Raw genomic sequence first — 23,131 nt, forward strand, 5'->3', positions numbered from 1 at the left:
ACTACTATAGCTATAGCAGTTCCTTTGCTATTTTTTATTCTCTGAAGCTGTAGATTTTGAATTTAATATAACTATATCAACTCTTCTATTTTTACTTCTACCACCCTCTGTATCATTTGAGAAAATTGGTTTATATTCTCCATATCCAATAGCAGAAAGTCTATCTGCTGGAATCCCTAAATCAGCCAAATCTTCTACCACATTTGCTGCTCTGGCCGCTGAAAGCTGCCAATTAGATTCAAACTGTGAGTTCTTTATTGGAACATTATCTGTATGACCTTCTATTCTGATGTAATTACTCATTCCCTTTAATATTTTAGAAACATCAGCTAATTCTGCTCTCATTTTCTCTGTAGTATCTGCTTTTCCACTTTCAAAAAACATTCTGTCAGTAAAACTAATTACAAGTCCTCTTTCTTCTACCTTTGTAGACATGACACTATTTAAACTTGATTCATTAATCAACTTATCTACCTCTGTTTTTACATTGGATAGCTCGTCCAATAGATTCGGAGCTTTTTCTACTAAACCAATCTCTTCACTACTAGAATAACTACCGCCCCCTATACCAACTATGTTTTCTCCTCCTCCAAAAACGCCTTTAAAAGAATTAGACATTCTCTCATATTTCTCAGCATTTAAATTACTAGTTGCATACATAACTACAAAGAAAATCATAAGTAAAGTTATTAAATCTGAATAGGTTAATAGCCATCTTTCATTATTCTCATGTTTTTCCTCAATTTTTTTCATGATGTCTTCCCCTATCTATAAAATTAATTTATATTATCTTTTTCACTTTCTTGTTTTTCCATAAAACTCTCTAATTTTGTTGCTAATACACTTGGGTTTACCCCCTCTTGAATTAACAACAATCCTTCAATAATCATTTCTTTTTCAAGTATTTCATCCTTTTCTAGAGCCTTTAATTTGTTAGCAATTGGAATCCACAAAAGATTAGCAGTACCAACTCCATATAGAGTTGCTATAAAGGCTACTGAAATTTTAGGTCCAAGCTCATCTGGGTTTGTAAGATTCCCTAAAACTTGAACTAAACCCATTACAGTTCCTATAATTCCCATAGTAGGTGAAAATCCACCAGCTGAATCAAATACAGCAATTTCTTCTCTACGTTTATTAGACATATTTTCAACCTTTATTTCTAAAGAACCTTTAATAAGATGTGGTTCAATACCATCTACCACCATCTGAAGTCCTTTTCTAATAAAGGGATCCACTGACGTGTTTTGAACGTAAGCCTCTAAGTTAAGAAGTCCTTCTTTTCTAGCTTTAATAGCCATTTCCTTCATTAATTCTACAAGAGAATCAATATCTCTTTTCTGTGGAGTAAAGGCTAATTTCAAAGCATGTGGTATTTTCTTTATAGTTTTCATAGGAAATGATACTCCTACAGCACCTATTGTACCTCCAAAAACAATAACTGCTGCCGTAGGTTCAAATAACGCATGTAATGCTCCACCTTCTAATGTAAACCCCAAAATAATAGCTCCAAATCCTATTATTAAGCTTATGATAATTCCTAAATCCATATAAAACCCAACCTTCATAATTAAAATATTTATCTTAGTATATTAAAAACTAAAATTACATATTAATTATAAATTTCTTTAAAAATAAATTCCATTTAACGAAAAGTAATTACCTTACACTCACCCATGTTTAGACATATATATTATATTGTTACACTATATTACATAAAATTTCTCAATATTACTATAGATTTTATTTTTTTAGATTATATGTATTTCTTGTAAAAAATCATCTACTTCAATTTCATATTTTTTCTTAGCTAAAGAATAACAGTTGATATGAGATCCTCCTTCAACTATAAGTAACTTCTTTATTCCAACTTTACATTTATACATATCTAAAGTCATCTCACAAGGTATTGTCCGATCTAAAGTTCCATGAATAAATAGTGTTGGAATTTTACTAGTTTTTACTACTTCCACAGGATTTATTTTCTCCATTGAAAATCCGCACTTTCTTCTTATATGTAAATTAACTAATCTATACATAATTTTTGCAGGAATTCTTACCTTTTTAAATTGATATTTCATAATTCCACCTGCTGTAGAATATGGAGCTTCAGCAATAATAAAACTTATTTTTTCTTCCCCTATTTTGGGATACATAAGTACAGTAGCTGCTCCCATAGAATGTCCGTGAATTCCAATAATCGCTTTCTCACCTAATTTACTCTTCATCAATTCTACCCATAAATCCAAATCCTTTACTTCCTTCTCACCATAGGTTACGTATAAGCCCTCACTATCTCCGTGAGCTCTAGAATCCACAAGCAAGATATTAAATCCCCTCTCTATTAAAAAATTTACATATTGAGTTGATCTATAATGGTTAGCTGTATATCCATGAAGAATTATAATACCCTTATTTGTAGAATTTTCATTCTCTAGATAATAGCCCTTTAATTTAAATCCATCCTCACTAGTAACCTGTACTGGTTTCAAATCTAAAGCTTCATACTCTTCTAACGTGCAAGATTTCATATTTCTCAATATTTGAAACATTATATTCTTATCCTTCTTCTTGCCTAAAACTAGTTCACGAAAGGCTAGATTTCTTATTAATAACATGACTATAAGAGATATTAACAATATAAATCCAATAATTCCAAATGCTATAGCTTCACCCATAATGACATCCTCCAAGTTGATGATATTTCTATTAATAGTATAACAACATCCCTTTAAAATATATCCCAAATAATGTAACCACCCCTAGGGTCATACCATTATATGGTATGACCCTAGGGGTGGTTACATTATTTTACATTTATACGCTTTCTCCTAGATATGCCTTCTTTATGTCTTCATTACTTAATAAATCTCGCCCTTTTCCCTGCATTTTGATTATACCTGTTTCAAGAACATAGCCATAATCAGCAATTTTTAATGCTAAATTTGCATTCTGCTCTATTAATAAAATAGTTACTCCTTTTTTATTTATTTCTTGTATTATAGAGAATATATCCTTAACTATAAGAGGTGCTAGCCCTAAGGAAGGCTCATCCATCATTAATAATTCAGGCCTAGACATAAGAGCTCTCCCTACTGCAAGCATTTGTTGCTCTCCTCCTGAAAGAGTACCGCCAAGCTGCCACTGCCTTTCTTGTAATCTTGGAAACAATTCATATACCCACTTTATATCCTTTTTAATCTCTTCCTTATCCTTTCTTGAATATGCACCTAAGATTAAATTTTCCTCTACAGTTAAATCACTAAAAATTCTTCTTCCTTCTGGTACGAGAGTTAAACCCATACTTGAAAGTTGTTGAGTTTTAATTGTAGATAAGTCCTTCCCTTTATAATCTATAGAGCCACTCTTCTTTTTAACAAGCCCTACTATAGATCTAAGCACAGTACTTTTTCCCGCTCCATTAGCTCCAACTAGTGTTATAATTTTCCCTTGCTCTACATTTAAATCAATACCTTTTAGTGCCTCTATTCCACCATAGCTCACAACTAAATTATTTACCTTAAGCATCTTCACTCACCCCCAAATAAGCCTCAATCACCTTAGGATTATTTTGGATTTCATGAGGGGTTCCCTTAGCAATAGTTACCCCGTGGTCTAACACATAAATTCTATCTGAAATTCCCATAACTAAGTGCATATGATGCTCTATCATAAGAATAGTAAGCTTAAATTCATCTCTTATTTCTCTAATAAATGTGGTTAAATCCTCAGTTTCTTTTGGATTCATGCCTGCTGCTGGCTCATCTAAAAGTAACACTTTAGGATTTGTAGCAAGTGCCCTGGCAATCTCTAATCGTCTTTGCTTACCATAGGGAAGCGAACTAGCTTTTTCGTCCTTTAAATCTATAAGATCTACTCTCTCTAAAAGTTCTGTGGTCTTTTTCCTCATTTCTTTTTCTTCCTTATTAGCTCTTGTTCCTGGGAAGAATTTTAATATTATAGCTTCTATAAAATTGGCTTTAACTCTCAGATGGTTAGCTATAAGCACATTCTCAAATACAGTGAGTTCCTTGAAAAGTCTTATGTTTTGAAAAGTTCTAGCTATACCCTTCTTAGTTATCAAGTCAGGTTTTAGCCCATTAATTGACTCCTTATCATAATTTATAGTTCCTTTTGTAGGACTATATACTCCAGTTATCATATTAAAGGCAGTAGTCTTTCCTGCCCCATTAGGGCCAATTAGCGCCACAATTTCTCCTTGATTTAAACTTAAATCAAATTCATTTACAGCTGTTAATCCTCCAAATTGCATAGTTATATCATTAACTCTCAATACTTCCACGTTGCTTACCTCCTTTAGTCCATTTGGAATTCTTCAGATTCTTAAAGAAGTTAAATATCTTGTCCCAAGTAATCTCCTTATTGCCCATCAATCCATTTCTAAAGAATAATACAGCTACCATTAAAAGTGCTGAGAATACAACCATTCTAAGTCCTGGAACTCCTGGTATAGTAACAAATCCTAAGTTAATGCTTTCATCTAAAAATCTTAATAGCTCTCCAGCTATAGTAATTACAAAGGAAGCTATAACTGTTCCTGTAATACTGCTCATTCCTCCAAGTACAATTATAAGTAATATATTAAAGGTTAGGGTAAATTTAAACATAGCTGGATCTATTGTACCTAATAGATTAGCCTGCAATCCTCCGCCTACTCCTGCGAAGAAAGCAGATATAACAAAGGCTAGAGTTTTATGCTTAAATAGATTAATTCCCATACTCTCTGCTGCTATTTCATCTTCCCTTATTGCTTTTAAAGCTCTCCCATAGGTGCTATTTATAAGTGACGCTATAAATATAACCGTTATTATGGCTAAAATAGTTGTCCACCATAAATTAGTATTTGTTGGAATAGACTTAAGTCCTAAGGCTCCATTAGTTACTGACTGAGCATTAGTGATTACAACTCTTATAATCTCTGCAAAACCGAGGGTTGCTATGGCCAAATAATCTCCCCTAAGTCTTAATGCTGGTGATCCAATTAAAAAGGCAATAAATGCAGATATTAATCCTGCAACTAAAAGTGCCACTATAAATGGAGTCTGAATATTTACAAGTGGAGCAAACATTGGCTTAAGAAAAAAATTTATTTCTTTTACTGCTGGCGACATAGTAAATATTGCAGTAGTATAAGCTCCTATTGCTATAAAACCAGCATGTCCCAAGGAGAATAGGCCTGTAAATCCATTAACTAGATTCATGCTTAAAGCCAAGATTACATTTATAGCACAAAGATTTAAGATTCTTAACTTATATGAATCTAATAAGCCATTACTTCCGTCAGTTCCATTAAGTAATAGAACAATTAACATAACTACTAATATGAGAGCTAGGTTTAATATTAAATTTCGTCTTTTCTTGTTCTTTCCCATATTTACACCTTCTCTGCAATTTTTTCGCCCATAATGCCTGTGGGTTTAAATAACAATATGACAATAAGCAATATAAAAGCAAATGCATCTCTGTAGCCTGCAAGAGCTGGCATAAATGCTACTAACATGATTTCTCCAACTCCTAATGCAAAACCACCTAGTACCGCCCCTTTAATATTTCCTATTCCTCCAATTACTGCTGCTATAAAGCACTTAAGTCCTGGCATAACTCCCATAAGTGGCATAATATTAGGAAACTTAGAACTCCACATTATGCCTCCTACAGCTGCTAATATGGAACCTATTGCAAAAGTTATAGAAATAGTTTTATTTATATTTATTCCCATTAAAGAGGAAGTTTCATAATCTTTAGAAACAGCTCTCATGGCCATTCCTATCTTAGTTTTATTAACTAAATATAATAATGCCAACAATAACAATATAGTAATTACTGGAATAATAATAGTTAACCTCTGAAAAGTAATCCCACCAATATTGATTACTTTAGTAAATAGTTCAATCTGTGGAAATGGTTTTGGAACTCCACCAAATACAACTATAGCTAAATTTTCAAGTAAAAATGACACACCAATAGCAGAAATTAATATGGAAATCTTAGGTGCATTTCTTATAGGTCTATAAGCTGCAAGCTCAATGGTAACTCCTAAAACTCCTGTTATTATAATTGCTGTTAGAAGCGCTAAGTACCATGGCATTGCAAATGTAGCTATTCCATAGAAAGCAAAATATGCTGCCATCATAAATATATCTCCATGTGCAAAGTTTATAAGTCGTAGTATTCCATAGACCATGGTGTATCCTATAGCTATTAAAGCATATAAGCTTCCTAATGATATCCCATTGGCAAGGTGTTGTAAAAGCATACTAAACGTTATATCTAAAGCCATTTGGTTCCCCTCTTTCTATCTTTAAAATTAGGAGAACAATGACTATTCAATGCTCTCCCATAATATTTATATTTATTTAGATGGTTTAACAACGTCTAAGTATTGAAATTTTCCATCTCTAACTTCTTTAATTACTGCATCCTTTACAGCATTTCTATTCTCATCAAAATTAATTACTCCTGCTGCGCCTTGGAAATCCTTTATGTTTGCTAATGTATCTCTAAGCTTAACTGAATTAACTTCCCCTGTTTGCTCAAGAGCTTTTATTAATATAAGATAAGCATCATAACCAAGAGCTGTAACTGCTGCCGGCTCTTTATTGTACTTTTTTCTATATGCATCTAAGAATATTTTAGATTCCTCTGTTATTGGTTTTTCTGTAGCAAAAAATGTTGATAAAGTTATTCCCTCTACTGACTCTTTACCAATTTCTATAAACTGAGGAGTTTCCCAAGTATCTCCTCCAATAATTGGACAGGTTATTCCAAGTTCTCTAGCTTGTTTAATTACTAGTGCTGATTCTGTGAAATTACCTGGAGCAAATATTGCATCAGGATTTTTAGATTTTATGTTAGTAAGTTGAGCTGTAAAATCTTGATCTCCAGTATTGTAGTTAGCAATATCAATTATAGCCTTGTCATCTCCAGTAAGCTTTTTAAAAGCATCTACAAAGTACTTAGAAAGACCTATTGAATAATCACTTGAGACTTCTTGAACAATAGCAACTTTTTTTGCATTTAATTTTGAATGTGCATAATTAGCCATTACTGTACCTTGGAATGGATCTATAAAACATACTCTAAAATAATACTCATTGCCTTGAGTAACCAATGGGTTTGTACAAGATGTCCCCATTGCTGGTATCTGTGCCTTTTTTACTACATCCCCTGCTGCCATTGATAATGAACTTCCCCAGCTTCCTATAATTGCAGTTACCTTGTCCTTTTCTACAAGTTTAGCTGCTGCATTTGCTGCTTCAACCTTTTCAGATTTATTATCTGCAACTACAAGTTCTACTTTCTTTCCTAAAACTTCTGGATAAAGTTCATTTGCAAGTTTAATTCCTTCAAGTTCCAATTCTCCACCACCTGCATTAGCTCCTGTAAGTGGTTCAAAAACTCCTATTTTTATTACATCTTGATTATTTGTAGAACCTTGATCTTTAGTATCATCATTTTTCTTTCCACAACCTATTAATACTGTGGATCCGATCATTAAAATTGATAACAATAGTGCAATTTTCTTTTTCACAGAATAACCCCCTTTAGAATTAATATAACTACATAATAATTATGTTATGATTCTACACAATATACATTCATAGTTTAAAACCCACATTATTGCTTTTTTTACCTGTTTCTATTGTTAATCCTATGTTATTATGTGAATTATTGAGCACCTTAATTTATTTTTGAAAATTTATCGACTTTTTGTTAATTTGTTTAATTTTTATTAAAATATGTATAACTAAATTATTGTATTCTTGTATATGCATGTCAAAATGTTATTTATTCATTTTTCTAATAATTGATATTACATTAACTGATACAATCATTTTTATAATATTTTCTAAATAAACATCTTATTTATATACAAAAATGCATGTAAAATATAAGTTAATTTCATTTATTTCATTCAAATAAATTAGATTCATATCCTCAGTATAAAGATATGAATCTAATTAAGTAATTATTTAATTTCCTGTCTTATATATAAGCTTAAGGTAGAATGTTACAATATCATAAGTTAGATGTGAATCACACTGTAACTACAGTAGCATTTATAATGCTTCTTCCGTATTATTTTTAGCAAACTGGCTGTTATAAAGCTCTGCATAGAAACCACCCTTTTTTAATAGTTCTTCATGAGTTCCACTTTCTATTACATTACCCTTATTCATAACTAGAATTAAATTTGCATTTTTTATAGTTGATAATCTATGAGCTATTACAAAGCTAGTTCTCCCTTTCATCAGTTCATTCATAGCCTTTTGAATATATATCTCTGTTCTAGTATCCACACTACTTGTAGCCTCATCTAAAATCATTATAGATGGGTTTGCAAGTATTGCTCTAGCAATAGTTAAAAGTTGTTTTTGTCCTTGAGAGATATTTGATGCTTCTTCATTTAGTATTGTGTCATAACCTTTAGGTAATGTTCTTATAAAATGATTGGCATGAGCTGCCTTCGCTGCTGCCACAATTTCGGTCTCTGTTGCTCCCTCTTTTCCGTAACCTATATTATCCCTTATGGTACCATTAAATAACCAAGTATCCTGTAATACCATACCAAACATAGATCTCAAATCCTCACGACTTATATCCCTTATATCAATTCCATCTATTAATATTTTCCCATCATTCACCTCATAGAATCTCATAAGTAAGTTTATTAGCGTAGTTTTTCCTGCTCCTGTTGGTCCTACTATAGCTATCGTTTCTCCTGGATTTACATCTATATTCATATCTTTAATAAGAATAGCATCTTCTGTATATCCAAATTTAACATGATCAAATACTACTTCTCCATTTGGCTTTTCAATCACCTTAGCATTTGGACTATCTGCTATTTCCTCTTCTTCATCAAGTACTTCAAATACCCTTTCTGCCGATGCAACTGTTGACTGAATAACATTAGTAATATTTGCTGTTTGAATTATAGGATGAGTGAACTGCCTTGCATATTGAATAAAGGACTGAACATCTCCAATTTGTATCCTTCCATTAGTCACCAAGAATCCACCTATAACACATATAAATACGTAACCTAAATTGCTTATAAAATTCAACAGTGGCATAATAATTCCGGATACAAACTGAGCTCTCCAACCTGCTTCATACAACTCTTCATTGATCTTTTTAAACTCATCAATAGCCTTCTCCTCATGTCCAAAAACCTTTACCACCTTATGTCCTGTATACATCTCTTCCACATGACCATTTAATTCTCCTAAAGAGCTCTGTTGCTCAGAAAAAAACTTCTGTGACTTCTTAGCTATAAAAATAGTTATTATGGCAGAGAGTGGCAAAGTAATCAAAGCTACTAATGTCATTGTTGGGCTAATGGACAACATCATTACTATTACTCCTACAATTGTGACCATAGACGTAATTAATTGAGTTAAGCTCTGTTGAAGAGTATTTCCCACATTATCTAAATCATTGGTAATTCTACTTAATATCTCTCCATTAGTACGACCATCAAAATACTCCAATGGCAATATTGATAATTTATTATTGACGTCATTACGCATTTTATAAACCGTATTCTGTGAAACTCCAGACATAATGTATCCCATAATAAAGTTAAATACTGAACCTAATACATACAGCACTATAAGAAACACTATAATGGACCATATTTTATTAAAGTTTACTTCTGGTACCGGAATAGAAGATAAACTTTGAAGTGCTGCCATATCCCCTAGCTCTTTGGCCTTTTGAAGATCCATGAAATATCTTCCCTTCTTCATTAGTCCATCTATTAATATATTAGTAGCCTCTCCCATTATTTTGGGACCGAACACATTAAAAACTGTAGCCAATATAGCTAATGCAAAAACTAAGATAAACTTTTTCCTTTGAGGCTTTAGGTAACCTATTAATCTCTTTAAGGTACCTTTAAAATCCTTAGCCTTCTCCACTGGCCTTCCCATTGTGTTACCATGACCCATATGTCCACCTTGTGGCTTTACCTTATCTCCACTACTCATGCTAACTCCTCCTCTGAAAGCTGTGAAGATGCTATCTCCTTATAGATGTCACAGTTCTTTAATAATTCCTTGTGAGTTCCCATTCCAACAATTTCTCCTTCATCTAAAACGAGAATACGGTTAGCATCCATCACCGTGCTAATTCTTTGTGCCACTATGATTACTGTAGAATTTATAGTCTCTTTCTTTAAGGCTGCTCTAAGCTTTGCATCAGTCTTAAAATCAAGGGCTGAAAAACTATCATCAAAAATATATATTTCAGGTTTTCTCACTAGTGCCCGAGCTATAGAAAGACGTTGCTTTTGCCCTCCTGATACATTGCCACCACCTTGAGAAATTTCAGAATTATATCCCTCATTCATGCTATTTATGAACTCTGTAGCCTGGGCTATTTTAGCAGCATGGAATATTTCTTCTTCTGTAGCATCTTCTTTTCCATATCTAATATTCTCTGAAATACTTCCTGAAAAAAGTACAGCCTTTTGAGGAACAAATCCAATTTTCTCTCTTAAAGTTTCCTGATTCATTTTTCTAATATCTACTCCATCTACCTCTATAACTCCTGAATCAACATCATAGAATCTTGGGATTAAGCTAATTAGTGTAGATTTTCCTGAACCTGTACCTCCAATTATGGCCATTATCTCTCCTGGTTTAGTGCTAAAGGATATATTTTTAAGAGCGGGTTCTTCCGCTCCAGGATAACTAAAGGTTACATCTTTAAAATTCACATATCCTCGCTTAGAATTATCTTCTATAACTTCTTTAGGATCACTTATTTCTGATTCCATATCTAATACTTCATTTATTCTAACTGCTGAGGCTTGAGCCCTTGGGATCATTACAAACATCATAGAAAGCATTACAAATGCTAGCATAATTTGCATAGCATATTGTAAAAATGCCATCATATCTCCTATCAGTAATGTGCCTTGATTTACATAGATTGCTCCATACCATACGATAGCTACACTGGTTAAATTCATAATAAGCATCATAGCTGGCATCAAAATAGCCATGATTTTATTAGCTTTAATAGATGTAGTTGTCAAATCCACATTAGCTTCATTGAACTTCTCCTTCTCATCTTCAATACGATTAAAAGCACGAATTACCCTAATACCTGTTAAGTTTTCACGAGCCACTAAATTTAACTTATCTAGTTTTTTCTGTATTGCTTTAAACAATGGTACAATGATTCTTGCAACTAAAATTATTAATATAATAAGCACTGGTATGGATATAGCTAATATAATAGCCAATTTTCTATCTTTAGATAATGCCATAATTAACCCGCCTATACCTGTAATAGGTGCTATAATCATCATCCTAAGCATCATAACTACCACCATTTGAACCTGAGTGATATCATTAGTGGTTCTTGTAACTAATGATGCTGTACCTAATTTATCAAACTCATTTAATGAATAACTCTCAACTCTTGCAAATACCTTTTCTCTTATGTCCCTTCCAAAACCAATTCCAACCTTTGAAGCTAAAAAACTTCCTATAACTGCACAAATAGCGCTTCCTGCTGCAATGACTAGCATAAAGCCTCCAACTCTCCAAATATAGGCTGTATCTCCCCTTAACATACCATTATTAACAATATTAGACATTAAATTAGGTAAGTACAAATCAGCCATAGTTTGGAAAAATAAAAATATTATAACTGCTAAAATAGACCATATATATATCTTTAAATATGCAAATAACTTTAGCATTAACATGCCTCCTCTTTAGTATTTATTTTCATATTACTTCTGAGTAATTTTAGTTTTACAAGGATAATTTAACCTATAAACCCTACTTGTATTCTTATTTTCACTTATAATCTATAAAATAAAAAAGCCATACTAAATAGTGTATGACTTTTTACTTATTTATTATATTGTTTATAATATTAACTCATGATTATAATACTAAACTTATGTTTATATCATATAGCATTTATTTCTCTTAATATTTTGAAGAACACCACAAAAGATAACAAATATATCATTCCCATGATTCCAAAGCTTCTCATGCCTACATATATACAGACTAATATTACTAATGGATGAATTTTCAAAGAAGCAGCTAACAACTTAGGTTCTACAATTTGTCTGATGACAGTAATAATAATATAGCAAATTATAACTATAATTCCTCTAACATAATCACCCATTAAAAAATATATGGCAGAAATGGGTGTGAATACGAATCCAACTCCTATAATTGGCAGAATATCTGCAATCATTGCTATAATTGCCAATGTAAAACAGTACTTTATACCTAAAATTTTAAATACTATTAACCCTTCAATGAAGGTCATAGTCCAAATAATAGTATAGCTTTGAATATACTTAGCTAAAAACTCATTAGCTCTCTTAAATAAGGTTAGTGGAATGCTATTTCTTCTATTCATCTCAGATTTTAAAAATTTTCTCTTTATATAGTCAAAGTCCTTCAACAGTAAAAATGTAGCTATTATTGTAATTAATATGTTTATCAAACCCATAGGGATTGAGGCTATCAGCTTTATAATGGTATTAACTAATGTAGCACTTACTACTCCAACCTTATTTATCATCATTTCTATTTGATTATTTATTATATTTATCACATCTGGTGGTAATAGCTTTGTATTTTCTTTTATACTATTAAATTTTTCAAATATACTTTCTACATCAATATTTAATATTGATACCTTTATAACTAAATCCTTGGCCTCTGAAAATATTCCATATCCAATTAAAGTTAAAAAGCTTATCATTATGGCAAAAGTAAGTAAAATACAAAATATGTTTATTAAGTCCCTATTTATTTTAGTTTTATTATATAATACTCTAGATATAGGATATAACAATAGTGCCATAAATGCACTTAAAACAAATGGTATTGCATAGTTTAAGGAAAATACAAGTATTGCAAAGCATATATTAAAAACAATAAAAAATATGCCATACCGCTCTACTCTTTTATAGGCTTCTTTAAAAGTCATAATATCACACCATCCCCTTATAATAAAAAGCACTCTATTGAATAAATTGCCATTATTATCTTAAATTATACCATATCTTTTAATTTTAACTACATATTTATCCATAAATTACAAGTTTAATACTAAAATATAATTTATGCTAAATCTTACTTATATACATCTCCTGCTAATTTCTCTAATCTAATCTTATCTAAAATTTCATAATAACCTTGATTCTTCACAAGTATTTTTTCCTCACAAAACTTATTTAATATCCTATGTAAATGCCTATAACTTACCCCTAATAATTCTGCTGTCTGAGTTAAATTCCCCTCAAAAATTGCTCTTCCACAGTCACTGCTCTCTTCCCAGTCTAAAAATGCTAATATGTAACTAGCTAATCTATTTTCAAGAGGATAAAGAAGATTAATAGAACTATTGTTAGTACTTCTAATAAGTTTATTTCCTAATCCTTTACATATAAGCTTTAAAAACTCACAATCCTCAAGGGCAAATTTTCTAATATAATTAAAATTTATAGCTATACAATAACTCTCTATAATTGTCTGAACATTTGAATCCGTTATATCTTGTTCTAAGAATTCCACATCTCCCATGATAACTAAGGGAGAATTAAAACAAATTAATAAAGACTTACCATTATTTAAATCCCTATATATCTTTGTCTTACCTTCCACCAAGAAAAAAAGATACTCTATTTTTTCTCCTCTTCTACAAATATGTTCATTCCTATTAAACATAATTAACTCCATATAAGGTGTCATATCATTAGAAAAGAATTCATTTATTTTATATCTTTTAATATATTTTTTTAATAGCTCTTCATTTTTTATTTTCTTCATATTAACAACTCCTTTAAATAAAATGTGAAGCAATTTATTTAGGTAAGGGCAACCGTAGGTTGCAGGTAAGAGGCTCACTTTGTTCGCAGGGAAGGAGTGCCTTTTGCACAGGTAAGGAGTTCGCAAAGCTCACAGGTAAAGGGGGCTTTTGCATAGACAAAAGCAGTTATATTTCGACTTTGTGGCTTTAAAATATAAAATCAGCTTTCCTGATTTTCCACCTTTCCTGCAACCTTCGGTTGCTCCTTACCTGTCACAAAGTGACGCCTTACCACGAACGCAGTGAGTATTTACCTATGCCTACGGCACTTTTACCTGAAATAAAGTGCTTCACACTTTATTTATATTATGACATATGTCCTAATCAAATATATATAATCTATGTTAAATTAAATATATAAGATTTAAGGGGGATTTTTTATGTATAACTTATATGCAGGCTTTATAGGGATTTTAATCTCTATTATGGTGTTAGTCAATGGAGTATTAGGCACTGCTACTGGTAATTATACTTCATCAGTTATAATCCATATAGTTGGACTCATATGTATTATATTTATTTTAATAGTAAAAAAATATAAGGTTACTTTCAATAAAGCCATACCACTATATTTTTATTGTGGTGGTGCTATAGGTATCTTCGTGGTACTTTTCACCAATGTTGCTTTTCAAAATATAGGAGTTTCACTTACTGTTGCTCTGGGACTTCTTGGCCAATCTGTGACTTCTATTATAATAGATCATTATGGACTTCTTGGTATGAAAGTTGATAAGTTTAAAAAAGAAAAAATCTTTGGTCTATTATTAATCTGTGTAGGTGTCATTATAATGACTCTATTTTAGGAGGGATGTTATGTATTTAATTTATATTTTATTTTCAATATTAGCAGGTGTTGCCATAGTAGTTCAGAGGATTATAAACTTTAAGCTTTCAGATAAAATAGGATTGTTTCAATCTACTTTTTATAACTATATAGTTGGCTTAACCTGTTCCCTTTTGGCTCTCATTATAAGTGAGGAACTTTTAGGCCTAAGAAATTTAAATCTTTTATCTATTCCCCTTTGGGTTTATATGGGTGGTTTTTTAGGAGTTATAGTGGTATCTTTATCTTCTGTTATAACTCCAAAGGTTTCCTCCTTCTACCTTACTTTAATTATTTTTATAGGTCAAATCTTTACTGGAGTAATAATAGACTTCATAACTACTAATAATCTATCTGCTGGAAAAATAGTAGGTGGGATATTTATTGTATTAGGACTTCTCTATAATTCAAGAATAGATAAAAAGCAAGTATTAATCTCTGAAAGCTGTATCTAAAAATAATAGCTATCCTAAAAGCATTAAAATTCAATACTTTTAGGATAGCCTTTATATTACAAATATTTTCCTATCATTTCTTCTGTAACACCCTTATTCTTAATTATCTCTGAATAAAATTCTCCACTTTTTCTTATAGTGCGATTTTGAGTTTCATAATCTACTTCCACTAATCCAAAACATGCACTTTCTCCTTCTAACCACTGAAAGTTGTCCATAAAACTCCAGTGATAATATCTCTCTATTGGTAGTTCTAATTGCTGTAGTTCATAGATGTGGTCATAGATATACTTTACTCTAAAATTGTCCTTACAATCACAGGCTTCATTTTCAGTAATCCATATAGGAGCTTCATACTTTTTGTATAGCTCTTTAATCACTTCACTTATTCCCTGATGGTATATTTCCCAGTTCAGATAACTTTGGGAAGTATTTAGCATTACATCATTTTTAAAACCTCTAACCGTACCACGAGTATAATAATTTACTCCAATAAAATCATAGTATTTTCCCACTCCTAATGGACTTCCAAAGCCTATAGGAAATTTAAACTCACCTGTGGACATAGCTTTAGTTATGGCACCCTGAAACATATACTCCACTACTCTACTAGATAATTTATTAAAGATACTCTTAGAATTATAAGGTGTAAAAACTTTTAAATGATTTGTGAATCCTACCATAGCTTCTCCTTTAAATCCCTTTTCTTTGTGGATTTTATGGATGTGCTTATAGCTGGATATATGACAAAGAGTTAAATTTCTAACTACCTTGAGAGCCGTAAATATACTTTTCTTCCCTGGTGGCCATGTGCCAAAAACATAACCATTAGCAACATATACATTAGGCTCATTTATAGTAATCCATTCGTTGCATAAATCTCCTAAATGCTCTACTACAAAGTTCACATAGCTTTCAAAGCTTCTTACACAATCTTTGTTTTCAAAAGCCCCATTATCTTCAAACCACAATGGATTAGAAAAATGATGAAGTGTAATCAGAGGCTTAATTCCTTTAGCTATAAGATAGGATAATTCTTCTCTATAGTGAGCTATAGCATCATAATCAAAGACACATTCAATGGGTTCAATTCTACTCCACTCTAATCCCATACGATATACTTCCATACCCATAGAGGCCATTAAATCGATATCTTCTTTGTATCTCTCCCAGTGTTCATTTGCTCTATAGCAGCTTGATTTATCAGTTATTTTTCCACGTTGACACCACTGATACCAGCTATTATTCTTATCTCCACCTTCTATCTGAGTCGCTGAAGTGGCACAACCTAGTAGCATATTTGAAGCTAACTTATAGCCCTTCATAACTTATTCCTCCCACTATTTTCATTACATATTTCTCATTATATAGTAATAAACTAAGCCTTCTTACTAAGCAAAAGAATGCTGCACATGCTACTGTTAGTCTATATCCTAATTCTGAAAAATCTATATTAGCTATAGAGGTGAAGATTAATATACATATTAAATCTATAATAGTCGTAACATCTAATATTATGCGTCCTTGCGGTATAAAAATTGGAATTATTTCTTGTGATATATTGTCTGGTTGATAAAAATACACTAACCAGTTCATTATTATATCTGATAAAATTGACCATCCGAGCTGTCCAATTGCAAATAATATGATTTTTTTAGTGGTAAGCTTTTTCATTTTTCACACTCCCATTAAACTTTAATATAGGAAATTCTCATATATACACTTCACTAACATTCATATCATATTGTATTTATACCGCTGTAAATTAATTGTACCTTTAATTGCAATTTTTGTAAATTAGTTCTTCAAATAAATAATATAGCTCATGGCTACCTATAACCATGAGCTATATTATTGACTTAATTGATATAATTGATATATATAAAACTTATTACGGGCTAATTATTAATGGCTTCCATGAACTATTTTAAAGCCTTCCTTTTCTAGCATTTTTTCATGCTTTTCATAATTATCACATTCTACTTTTATACAGAGAGCAAGATGAATTATATCAACCTCTCTTTTTTTCAATTGCTCTATTTTGTGATTCCAGTCTTCATCTCCAGACAAAGTTTCCTTACAACCACTACAATAAAAATAGCTTGCAAGGCTTGGTCTATTATCCCCATATATTTCAAAGGCTGCTGTAGAATTATTATATGCATTGAAACATCCTATTCCTGAACATTTCCCTACAAGCTTTCTACACGCCATTATTGCTATACTCATAATCAATCTCCCTTTTTAACTAGCTAATTTAAATATACTATAAAATAATTGCTTTTTATTACAAGTTATGTATTGATATATATAAATCATTGTTAGGAATATTTAATATGAGGAGTCTCTCCATTGAGCCAATGTAAGTGCCAAGTTTCTTTTAATGAATTAAGAAACACTCCTTAACATTCTCCTTATATAAAAATTTCCATATATTCCTAACAATGTTTAACTCTTCTTCATTATCTTGCTCTAACCTTTTCATGTGGACCTTTTCTAACAATTAGGTTCTTTATTTAAATTTGTAACTTCTTGTTTTATCTCCATTAATTTAATATAAACTCTTTAATAAAATTAAATTTTTATTAAGTAATATATCAATAATAAATTATTTCACCATTCATTACTAATGTTTTTATAAGCACTATATATAATCTACATATAGAAGGGGGGCTCCTATTATAAACCGAAAAAAATATTTCGTGCCATATACTTAATATTGCTGCTATTAAGTATTATTCTAAATAATTTTATTGTTAAAAATTCTAAGTTTTTATTACAGGTGAATCCCTAAACTATAAAACTTAAACTTTTTTAAATATAAATAGATGAAAATAACCTAGTTATTAAAATTACCTCTAAATTAATTTTAATAAAGCTACACTTTAATTAAACAGATTTTCAATATTTTGATATATAGCTATGCTCTTAACTATATATAATTTATAAACACTTTTTATCTATAATTCACATGTAGAAGGGGATTCTTCAAATAAATTTTTAAATACATTTCCTGCTTATACTCATCATTGATGCTGAGCATTGCTCTAAATAAATTTTATTGGTAAACCAGCCAGTTTTCTATTTAATGGGATTCCCAAACTAAAAATCTGAACTTTTACCAACATCTATGAACACTGGTTTTAATATTGAATCTGTAACTATGCTTATGTTTATATTCAAATTCTAATTTATACATAATATTATGACTCTTTTTTTGTTATACTAAGCAAATATTCTTAATACAGCTTTTATATATCAAAAATTAGCCAAAGTTACTATATCTTAAAAATAAAAAACCCTTTAACTACAATTAGCTAAAGGGTCATGAATATGCACACAAATATACCATCATATACACCTCCCTATCACTCGTAGAGCTACAGCGCAAAAAACAGGCAGATATTCTGACTCAAGTATCATAATTTCCTTCTGCCTTCCCATTCTTACAAACAGTGGCATAATAGAAGGAAACTCCTCTCTTACAGCGGCGAGACCGCGTGGGATTTACACCCAACTTCCCTTTTAATCAACAATACTAAGTATTACTGAACCTATTTCCTATGAATATTAAATTATTTTATAAGTCTTAATATACAATTGTATATTAAATTATATAACGTCCACAAAATCAATGTTAGCATATATGTTTACTTGTGTCAAATTTTATATTTCATCATATATTGCTTCTATGTTTAATATGTTATTTATGATATCTGTTATAAAATTAAAGGTAAGCCCCTACGGACCTACCTTTGATTTTATTAATATATTATTTTTAATAATTTTCTACAAAAACTTCGAAATATCCTTGTGGGTGTATACATGCTGGACAAGTACTAGGTGCTTCAGCGCCTTCATAAATATATCCACAGTTGTTACACTTCCACATTACAGCTTCATCTTTTTTAAACACAGTGCCATTTTCTATGTTCTCTAATAATTTTCTATATCTTCTTTCATGTCTTTGCTCAACTTCAGAAATTTTTCTAAATGCCGCTGCTATTGCTGGGAATCCTTCTTCCTCTGCAATATTCGCAAATGTAGGATATAGCTCAGACCATTCTTCATTTTCTCCATTAGCTGCTGCTCTTAAATTTTTAGCAGTATCATCATGAAGAGCAACTGGATAACCAGCTTGAATTTCTACAGCCTCATCTGCAAGATCATCCTTTAAGAATTTATAGAATCTCTTAGCATGTTCTTTTTCTTGTTCTGCAGTTTCCATAAAAATATTAGCTATTTGTACATAGCCTTGTTTTTTAGCAGTGCTAGAATAATAAGTATATCTAGTTCTTGCCTGACACTCTCCAGCGAAAGACTTCATTAGATTTTCTGCTGTCTTAGTTCCTTTTACGCTTTTCATATTATTATTCCCCCTTAAAGTTAATTTTTAAATTACTCTAAATAGATTATAACCTTATTTTGCATAGTTTGCTAATAAATTCACCATACTTCATAGAAATTTCAAAATTCAATTCAAATACCTCCTGTGGGCCTTAGTGAAGATCTTCCTATGTATTTGGCATACTTCTCAAGTAATAAATGAAGTATTCCCTTGCAGGCTAAGATTGCACTCTTCTAACTATTTCTTTAACTATGCCTCTATCAGTATATACTCTTTCATATTCATTTATTACACCTTTAATTCCCATAGATATCCTAGAGTTTTTATAATCCATAGGACCTTCTAAAATATGCTTTGCAGATAGATGAATATTTTCAACTCCGGTAGCCCTTACAATGTTCTCTACGTTATCTATAGTCACTCCTGCTCCAGGCATGATTTGAATTTTTCCTTTACTCTCCTTCACTAATTCACAAAGGTTATGTAAGCCATCAATTACACTATTTTCTCCTCCAGAGGTTAGAATGTAATCTATGCCGAGTTCTATACAATCCATAAGGGCTTGTTTTAAATCTCTTGTCATATCAAAAGCTCTATGACAGGTTACCTTCATAGGTCGAGCTGCTGCTATAAGACTTTTCATCTTTTCTTTATCTAAAGTTCCATTAGGAGAAAGTATTCCTATAACAACTCCATCTAGACCTAACTCTTTTGCTATTTCCACAGAGTATATCATTTCCTCCATTTCATATTCATCGTAACAAAAATCACCAGATCTTGGACGAATTAAAGCATGGACATAACCCTCAAATTCCTTTCTAGCTTGCTTCATAAGAGTATATGAAGGAGTTGTTCCTCCTATATTTAGATTGGCACAAAGCTCTATTCTATGGGCTCCTCCTTTGCTAGCTTCTTCTACTGAAATCATAGAATCCACACAAATTTCTACTATCATAAAAACACCTCCAAGTTTCTCTAAGAGAGTAGAAATAGATATCTTTTTCTACTCTCTTATATAGCTTAACTTTCTAGTATAGATTTTGCTTTAATGATTGTTGGCTTCATATCACTAGTTGCCACTACAAATTCAAAGCTATCAATATTAGTAGATGCACCATAAGAACCATCCTTACCTAAACACACCACTGATATATCTCTCGCTTTTCCAACAGCTTTAACTAATCTATTATGAAGATTTCTCACAGCTTCATCTGCAGCTTCTTGTGGTGATTTTCCTTCTTTTATTAAGCAAGTTATGTAAAAACTAGAACATCCCTTCATTATATCTTCACCTACTCCAGTAGCTGTAGCACCTCCAATTTCACTATCTGCGTATAATCCACTACCAAATAGTGGTGAATCACCAACTCTCCCTTCTTTTTTCATAAATAATCCACTGGTAGATGTTGCTGAAGCAATAGTTCCTGTTTCATCAAGAGCTACTATTCCTACAGTATCATGTCCATCGTATGCTGAAAGACCTTTTTTAACCTTTTCATGTCCTACTAACCATTCTTCTTTTCCTTTTTCACTAAGTAGTATAGCTCTTTCAAAGCCATTTTTATCTGCATAATCCTCAGCACCAGTTCCTACCAAGAAATTGTTGAATCTCTCTTTCATAAGTGCTCTTGCAATTTTAATAGGATTTTTAAAACCCTTCATTCCTGCTACAGCTCCTACTGCTAGAGTATCTCCATCCATAAAAGCACCATCCAGTTGAACTTCTCCTTTTTCATTTGGAAGCCCACCTGTACCAACTGATGTAAATTCTGGATTATCCTCTACATCTATAGCTACTGCTTCTGCTGCATTTTGAGCATTTCCTCCATTTTTTAATATATCTGCTCCTTTACATACACCCTCATAAGCCATAGGCCATGTGGCAATTATTGCCCATTTCATTTGCTTAAAACCCCCTTCATTAATATAGAATGTAAAATATAGAATTATCAATAAAACTTCTATGAAGTTCTATCCTTAATTTAAACTTTACATTATAAACTATAAACTATTCTGAAATTACTGTTATTTTAACTATACTCACAGTAGTATTATTTTTCAATACCATATACAGTTTTATATTCTTTTCAAAATATTATAGTATAACTATAAAAAATCACTTTACCTAGAAACTTTCATGCGTCCTTAAGAAATGCACAATTCCTTATATATTAGTTATATAATAGCACTACCCTTTCACTATTATATAAAGTTATAAATCACCCTGTACTTTCCGTGTATTTTTATGCATTTAATTGTCGATATATGATATTATAAGGTTGTTCAAATGTTAAACAACCCTATAAAATGAAAAAGTATCTCTTAATTAGAGATACTTTTTCATTTATATATAATTTAAGTAAAAAATTTCAATTTAATACTTAGTAAATTGAATTTATAGAAAATAATCTACGCCTTTTCTTATATAAATTTTGGCTTTGTTTTAAATGGTTGTTGATATTAGAACTATATATTAAAACAAAGCCAAAATTTTTTATTCATCTCTTATTAGTTAATTTTCCAAAATTCCCTTAGAGTTATTCCATATTCTTTTAGAAGTACTTTATCTACTTCTTTCATAACCTCATCTATAACCTTCTTATATTCTCTATAATCTTCACTTAAAACTAAAAAACACTTCTCAATATCCTCATTATCCATTCCAATAGAGGCTATCATCATCTTTGAATTTTTATAAGTTCCTTCAAAAATATCATTGTATTTCGGGTTCTCCTTAATATTTTTTACGAAAGTTATCATAGAATTTTTATACTCTTCTAAAGCCTCCTTTTCTCTATTTAAAATCTTAGTAAAATGGTTGCTGTTTGCTTTGTTTTGAATCTTAAATTGTTCTAATTTCTCCTCGGTAAAATCCTTAAATATGTTATCTTCATCATTATATTCCTCAAGATTATCTAATATCTCTACAAGTCTAGCCCATGCCTTTTCTTTCTCTTCACTATCTATTTTTACATTTAAAAATGGTTCGTATCCAAGCACCATGATTTCACCAAATGTTCCTGGAAAAACTTCTATAATCTTATCCTTAACATATTCTTCTTTATGCTTTACACTATAACTTAACTGTTTAATATCATTTCCTATAGAGTTAAAATCTACTTTAGCTCTTTTCATTGCCATACTAATAACCATTTTATTATTTTCTAGTTCTTCAATTTTACTTTCTATTCTCTTTAATTCTGTATTGAGAGATTCGACAATACTACACTCTCCTTTTATTATCCTCTTAATATCATTCACTGAAATATTTAAAAGTCTTAATGCCCCAATTAAGTTTAAAATAATAACGTCTTCACTAGTATATTCCCTATAATTATTTTCTTCATTTTTTATTGGACTTATTAATCCCTCTTGTTCATAATATTTAATTGCTTTTTTAGTTAATTTTGTAATCTCTGATACGATCTTAATATTCATATATAATCCTCCATATAATTTACTAGTTAGCTAACCCTTAATCTAACTATAAAATTATCCCCAAGGTACAAGTCAATAATATTTTATAATTAATTTTATTTCAAAGTTATAATCTTGTACATTACTTAAAAAATAGAGGTTTGTTCATAACAAACCTCTATTGTATAATCCTTATGCAATTAATTCATT

21 protein-coding genes and 1 riboswitch are annotated in these 23,131 nt (G+C 30.9%); of the genes, 2 read left to right on the plus strand and 19 right to left on the minus strand.

Annotated elements, in window-relative coordinates; all coding sequences use genetic code 11:
- Positions 1 to 27: 27 nt before the first annotated feature.
- The 12 genes from ACI48Q_RS18510 to yeiL form a co-directional block, all read right to left on the minus strand.
- Positions 28 to 753 (minus strand): flagellar motor protein MotB, encoded by a 726-nt coding sequence (locus tag ACI48Q_RS18510; protein WP_474920604.1) that lies wholly within the window; start codon positions 751 to 753, stop codon positions 28 to 30.
- A gap of 23 nt (positions 754 to 776) precedes the next feature.
- Complete coding sequence (locus ACI48Q_RS18515) at positions 777 to 1,550, minus strand: flagellar motor protein (protein WP_474920605.1); 774 nt, start codon at positions 1,548 to 1,550, stop codon at positions 777 to 779.
- Positions 1,551 to 1,751: 201 nt separating this feature from the next.
- Positions 1,752 to 2,678 (minus strand): alpha/beta hydrolase, encoded by a 927-nt coding sequence (locus ACI48Q_RS18520; RefSeq protein ID WP_474920606.1) that lies wholly within the window; start codon positions 2,676 to 2,678, stop codon positions 1,752 to 1,754.
- Positions 2,679 to 2,817: 139 nt separating this feature from the next.
- Positions 2,818 to 3,528 (minus strand): ABC transporter ATP-binding protein, encoded by a 711-nt coding sequence (locus tag ACI48Q_RS18525; protein WP_474920607.1) that lies wholly within the window; start codon positions 3,526 to 3,528, stop codon positions 2,818 to 2,820.
- Positions 3,521 to 4,303: an ABC transporter ATP-binding protein gene (locus ACI48Q_RS18530; RefSeq protein ID WP_474920608.1), complete on the minus strand. Its 783-nt coding sequence runs from the start codon at positions 4,301 to 4,303 to the stop codon at positions 3,521 to 3,523. The genes ACI48Q_RS18525 and ACI48Q_RS18530 overlap by 8 nt, the downstream gene beginning before the upstream one ends.
- Positions 4,284 to 5,393, minus strand: a complete 1,110-nt coding sequence (locus ACI48Q_RS18535) for a branched-chain amino acid ABC transporter permease (protein WP_474920609.1) — start codon at positions 5,391 to 5,393, stop codon at positions 4,284 to 4,286. Before ACI48Q_RS18535 ends, ACI48Q_RS18530 begins: the two co-directional genes overlap by 20 nt.
- 2 nt (positions 5,394 to 5,395) lie before the next feature.
- Entirely contained in the window at positions 5,396 to 6,301 is a 906-nt protein-coding gene (locus tag ACI48Q_RS18540; protein WP_474920610.1) for a branched-chain amino acid ABC transporter permease, read from the minus strand.
- A gap of 72 nt (positions 6,302 to 6,373) precedes the next feature.
- The gene (locus ACI48Q_RS18545; RefSeq protein ID WP_474920611.1) at positions 6,374 to 7,552 is read right to left on the minus strand and encodes an ABC transporter substrate-binding protein; all 1,179 of its coding nucleotides are present in this window, start codon (positions 7,550 to 7,552) and stop codon (positions 6,374 to 6,376) included.
- A gap of 529 nt (positions 7,553 to 8,081) precedes the next feature.
- Positions 8,082 to 10,013: an ABC transporter ATP-binding protein gene (locus ACI48Q_RS18550; RefSeq protein WP_474920612.1), complete on the minus strand. Its 1,932-nt coding sequence runs from the start codon at positions 10,011 to 10,013 to the stop codon at positions 8,082 to 8,084.
- Entirely contained in the window at positions 10,010 to 11,737 is a 1,728-nt protein-coding gene (locus tag ACI48Q_RS18555; RefSeq protein WP_474920613.1) for an ABC transporter ATP-binding protein, read from the minus strand. Before ACI48Q_RS18555 ends, ACI48Q_RS18550 begins: the two co-directional genes overlap by 4 nt.
- A gap of 215 nt (positions 11,738 to 11,952) precedes the next feature.
- A complete protein-coding gene (locus ACI48Q_RS18560) occupies positions 11,953 to 12,996 on the minus strand; it encodes an AI-2E family transporter (RefSeq protein WP_474920614.1) in 1,044 nt (347 codons plus the stop codon).
- Positions 12,997 to 13,142: 146 nt separating this feature from the next.
- Positions 13,143 to 13,838, minus strand: a complete 696-nt coding sequence (gene yeiL, locus ACI48Q_RS18565) for a transcriptional regulator YeiL (RefSeq protein WP_474920615.1) — start codon at positions 13,836 to 13,838, stop codon at positions 13,143 to 13,145.
- Positions 13,839 to 14,258: 420 nt separating this feature from the next.
- On the opposite strand from yeiL, the gene ACI48Q_RS18570 reads away from it, so the two are divergent.
- Together ACI48Q_RS18570 and ACI48Q_RS18575 are read left to right on the plus strand one after the other, a co-directional pair.
- The gene (locus ACI48Q_RS18570) at positions 14,259 to 14,681 is read left to right on the plus strand and encodes a DMT family transporter (RefSeq protein WP_474920616.1); all 423 of its coding nucleotides are present in this window, start codon (positions 14,259 to 14,261) and stop codon (positions 14,679 to 14,681) included.
- A gap of 10 nt (positions 14,682 to 14,691) precedes the next feature.
- Positions 14,692 to 15,156 (plus strand): DMT family transporter, encoded by a 465-nt coding sequence (locus ACI48Q_RS18575; RefSeq protein WP_474920617.1) that lies wholly within the window; start codon positions 14,692 to 14,694, stop codon positions 15,154 to 15,156.
- Between the two features lie 56 nt (positions 15,157 to 15,212).
- Here ACI48Q_RS18575 and ACI48Q_RS18580 read toward each other — a convergent pair whose 3' ends face one another.
- The 7 genes from ACI48Q_RS18580 to ACI48Q_RS18610 form a co-directional block, all read right to left on the minus strand.
- On the minus strand, positions 15,213 to 16,481 hold the full coding sequence (locus ACI48Q_RS18580) for a glycoside hydrolase family 1 protein (RefSeq protein ID WP_474920618.1): 1,269 nt from the start codon (positions 16,479 to 16,481) through the stop codon (positions 15,213 to 15,215).
- Positions 16,468 to 16,830 carry a hypothetical protein gene (locus ACI48Q_RS18585; RefSeq protein ID WP_474920619.1) on the minus strand — a complete coding sequence of 121 codons (363 nt, stop codon included), beginning with the start codon at positions 16,828 to 16,830 and terminating at the stop codon, positions 16,468 to 16,470. The genes ACI48Q_RS18580 and ACI48Q_RS18585 overlap by 14 nt, the downstream gene beginning before the upstream one ends.
- Positions 16,831 to 17,061: 231 nt before the next feature.
- On the minus strand, positions 17,062 to 17,385 hold the full coding sequence (locus ACI48Q_RS18590; protein WP_474920620.1) for a CGGC domain-containing protein: 324 nt from the start codon (positions 17,383 to 17,385) through the stop codon (positions 17,062 to 17,064).
- 1,151 nt (positions 17,386 to 18,536) lie between these two features.
- Positions 18,537 to 18,729, minus strand: a riboswitch (cobalamin riboswitch).
- Positions 18,730 to 18,934: 205 nt separating this feature from the next.
- Entirely contained in the window at positions 18,935 to 19,522 is a 588-nt protein-coding gene (gene rbr / locus ACI48Q_RS18595; RefSeq protein ID WP_474920621.1) for a rubrerythrin, read from the minus strand.
- A 199-nt stretch (positions 19,523 to 19,721) separates the two neighbouring features.
- Positions 19,722 to 20,459, minus strand: a complete 738-nt coding sequence (locus ACI48Q_RS18600; protein ID WP_474920622.1) for a copper homeostasis protein CutC — start codon at positions 20,457 to 20,459, stop codon at positions 19,722 to 19,724.
- A 65-nt stretch (positions 20,460 to 20,524) separates the two neighbouring features.
- Positions 20,525 to 21,406, minus strand: coding sequence for a glycosylasparaginase (locus ACI48Q_RS18605; RefSeq protein WP_474920623.1), 882 nt, complete (start codon positions 21,404 to 21,406; stop codon positions 20,525 to 20,527).
- Between the two features lie 606 nt (positions 21,407 to 22,012).
- A complete protein-coding gene (locus ACI48Q_RS18610) occupies positions 22,013 to 22,942 on the minus strand; it encodes a MerR family transcriptional regulator (RefSeq protein WP_474920624.1) in 930 nt (309 codons plus the stop codon).
- Between the last annotated feature and the right edge of the window lie 189 nt (positions 22,943 to 23,131).

It is taken from the genome of Clostridium sp. LXY-7, assembly GCF_056172015.1.

What these genes read in the sequence shown, in the direction of transcription:
- ACI48Q_RS18510 (WP_474920604.1), bottom strand. Translation starts at nt 753, where the DNA reads ATGAAAAAAATTGAGGAAAAACATGAGAATAATGAAAGATGGCTATTA.
- ACI48Q_RS18555 (WP_474920613.1), bottom strand. Translation starts at nt 11,737, where the DNA reads ATGCTAAAGTTATTTGCATATTTAAAGATATATATATGGTCTATTTTA.
- ACI48Q_RS18610 (WP_474920624.1), bottom strand. Translation starts at nt 22,942, where the DNA reads ATGAATATTAAGATCGTATCAGAGATTACAAAATTAACTAAAAAAGCA.
- ACI48Q_RS18515 (WP_474920605.1), bottom strand. Translation starts at nt 1,550, where the DNA reads ATGGATTTAGGAATTATCATAAGCTTAATAATAGGATTTGGAGCTATT.
- ACI48Q_RS18590 (WP_474920620.1), bottom strand. Translation starts at nt 17,385, where the DNA reads ATGAGTATAGCAATAATGGCGTGTAGAAAGCTTGTAGGGAAATGTTCA.
- ACI48Q_RS18600 (WP_474920622.1), bottom strand. Translation starts at nt 20,459, where the DNA reads ATGATAGTAGAAATTTGTGTGGATTCTATGATTTCAGTAGAAGAAGCT.
- ACI48Q_RS18540 (WP_474920610.1), bottom strand. Translation starts at nt 6,301, where the DNA reads ATGGCTTTAGATATAACGTTTAGTATGCTTTTACAACACCTTGCCAAT.
- ACI48Q_RS18580 (WP_474920618.1), bottom strand. Translation starts at nt 16,481, where the DNA reads ATGAAGGGCTATAAGTTAGCTTCAAATATGCTACTAGGTTGTGCCACT.
- ACI48Q_RS18520 (WP_474920606.1), bottom strand. Translation starts at nt 2,678, where the DNA reads ATGGGTGAAGCTATAGCATTTGGAATTATTGGATTTATATTGTTAATA.
- rbr (WP_474920621.1), bottom strand. Translation starts at nt 19,522, where the DNA reads ATGAAAAGCGTAAAAGGAACTAAGACAGCAGAAAATCTAATGAAGTCT.
- yeiL (WP_474920615.1), bottom strand. Translation starts at nt 13,838, where the DNA reads ATGAAGAAAATAAAAAATGAAGAGCTATTAAAAAAATATATTAAAAGA.
- ACI48Q_RS18560 (WP_474920614.1), bottom strand. Translation starts at nt 12,996, where the DNA reads ATGACTTTTAAAGAAGCCTATAAAAGAGTAGAGCGGTATGGCATATTT.
- ACI48Q_RS18525 (WP_474920607.1), bottom strand. Translation starts at nt 3,528, where the DNA reads ATGCTTAAGGTAAATAATTTAGTTGTGAGCTATGGTGGAATAGAGGCA.
- ACI48Q_RS18550 (WP_474920612.1), bottom strand. Translation starts at nt 10,013, where the DNA reads ATGAGTAGTGGAGATAAGGTAAAGCCACAAGGTGGACATATGGGTCAT.
- ACI48Q_RS18535 (WP_474920609.1), bottom strand. Translation starts at nt 5,393, where the DNA reads ATGGGAAAGAACAAGAAAAGACGAAATTTAATATTAAACCTAGCTCTC.
- ACI48Q_RS18585 (WP_474920619.1), bottom strand. Translation starts at nt 16,830, where the DNA reads ATGAAAAAGCTTACCACTAAAAAAATCATATTATTTGCAATTGGACAG.
- ACI48Q_RS18575 (WP_474920617.1), top strand. Translation starts at nt 14,692, where the DNA reads ATGTATTTAATTTATATTTTATTTTCAATATTAGCAGGTGTTGCCATA.
- ACI48Q_RS18605 (WP_474920623.1), bottom strand. Translation starts at nt 21,406, where the DNA reads ATGAAATGGGCAATAATTGCCACATGGCCTATGGCTTATGAGGGTGTA.
- ACI48Q_RS18570 (WP_474920616.1), top strand. Translation starts at nt 14,259, where the DNA reads ATGTATAACTTATATGCAGGCTTTATAGGGATTTTAATCTCTATTATG.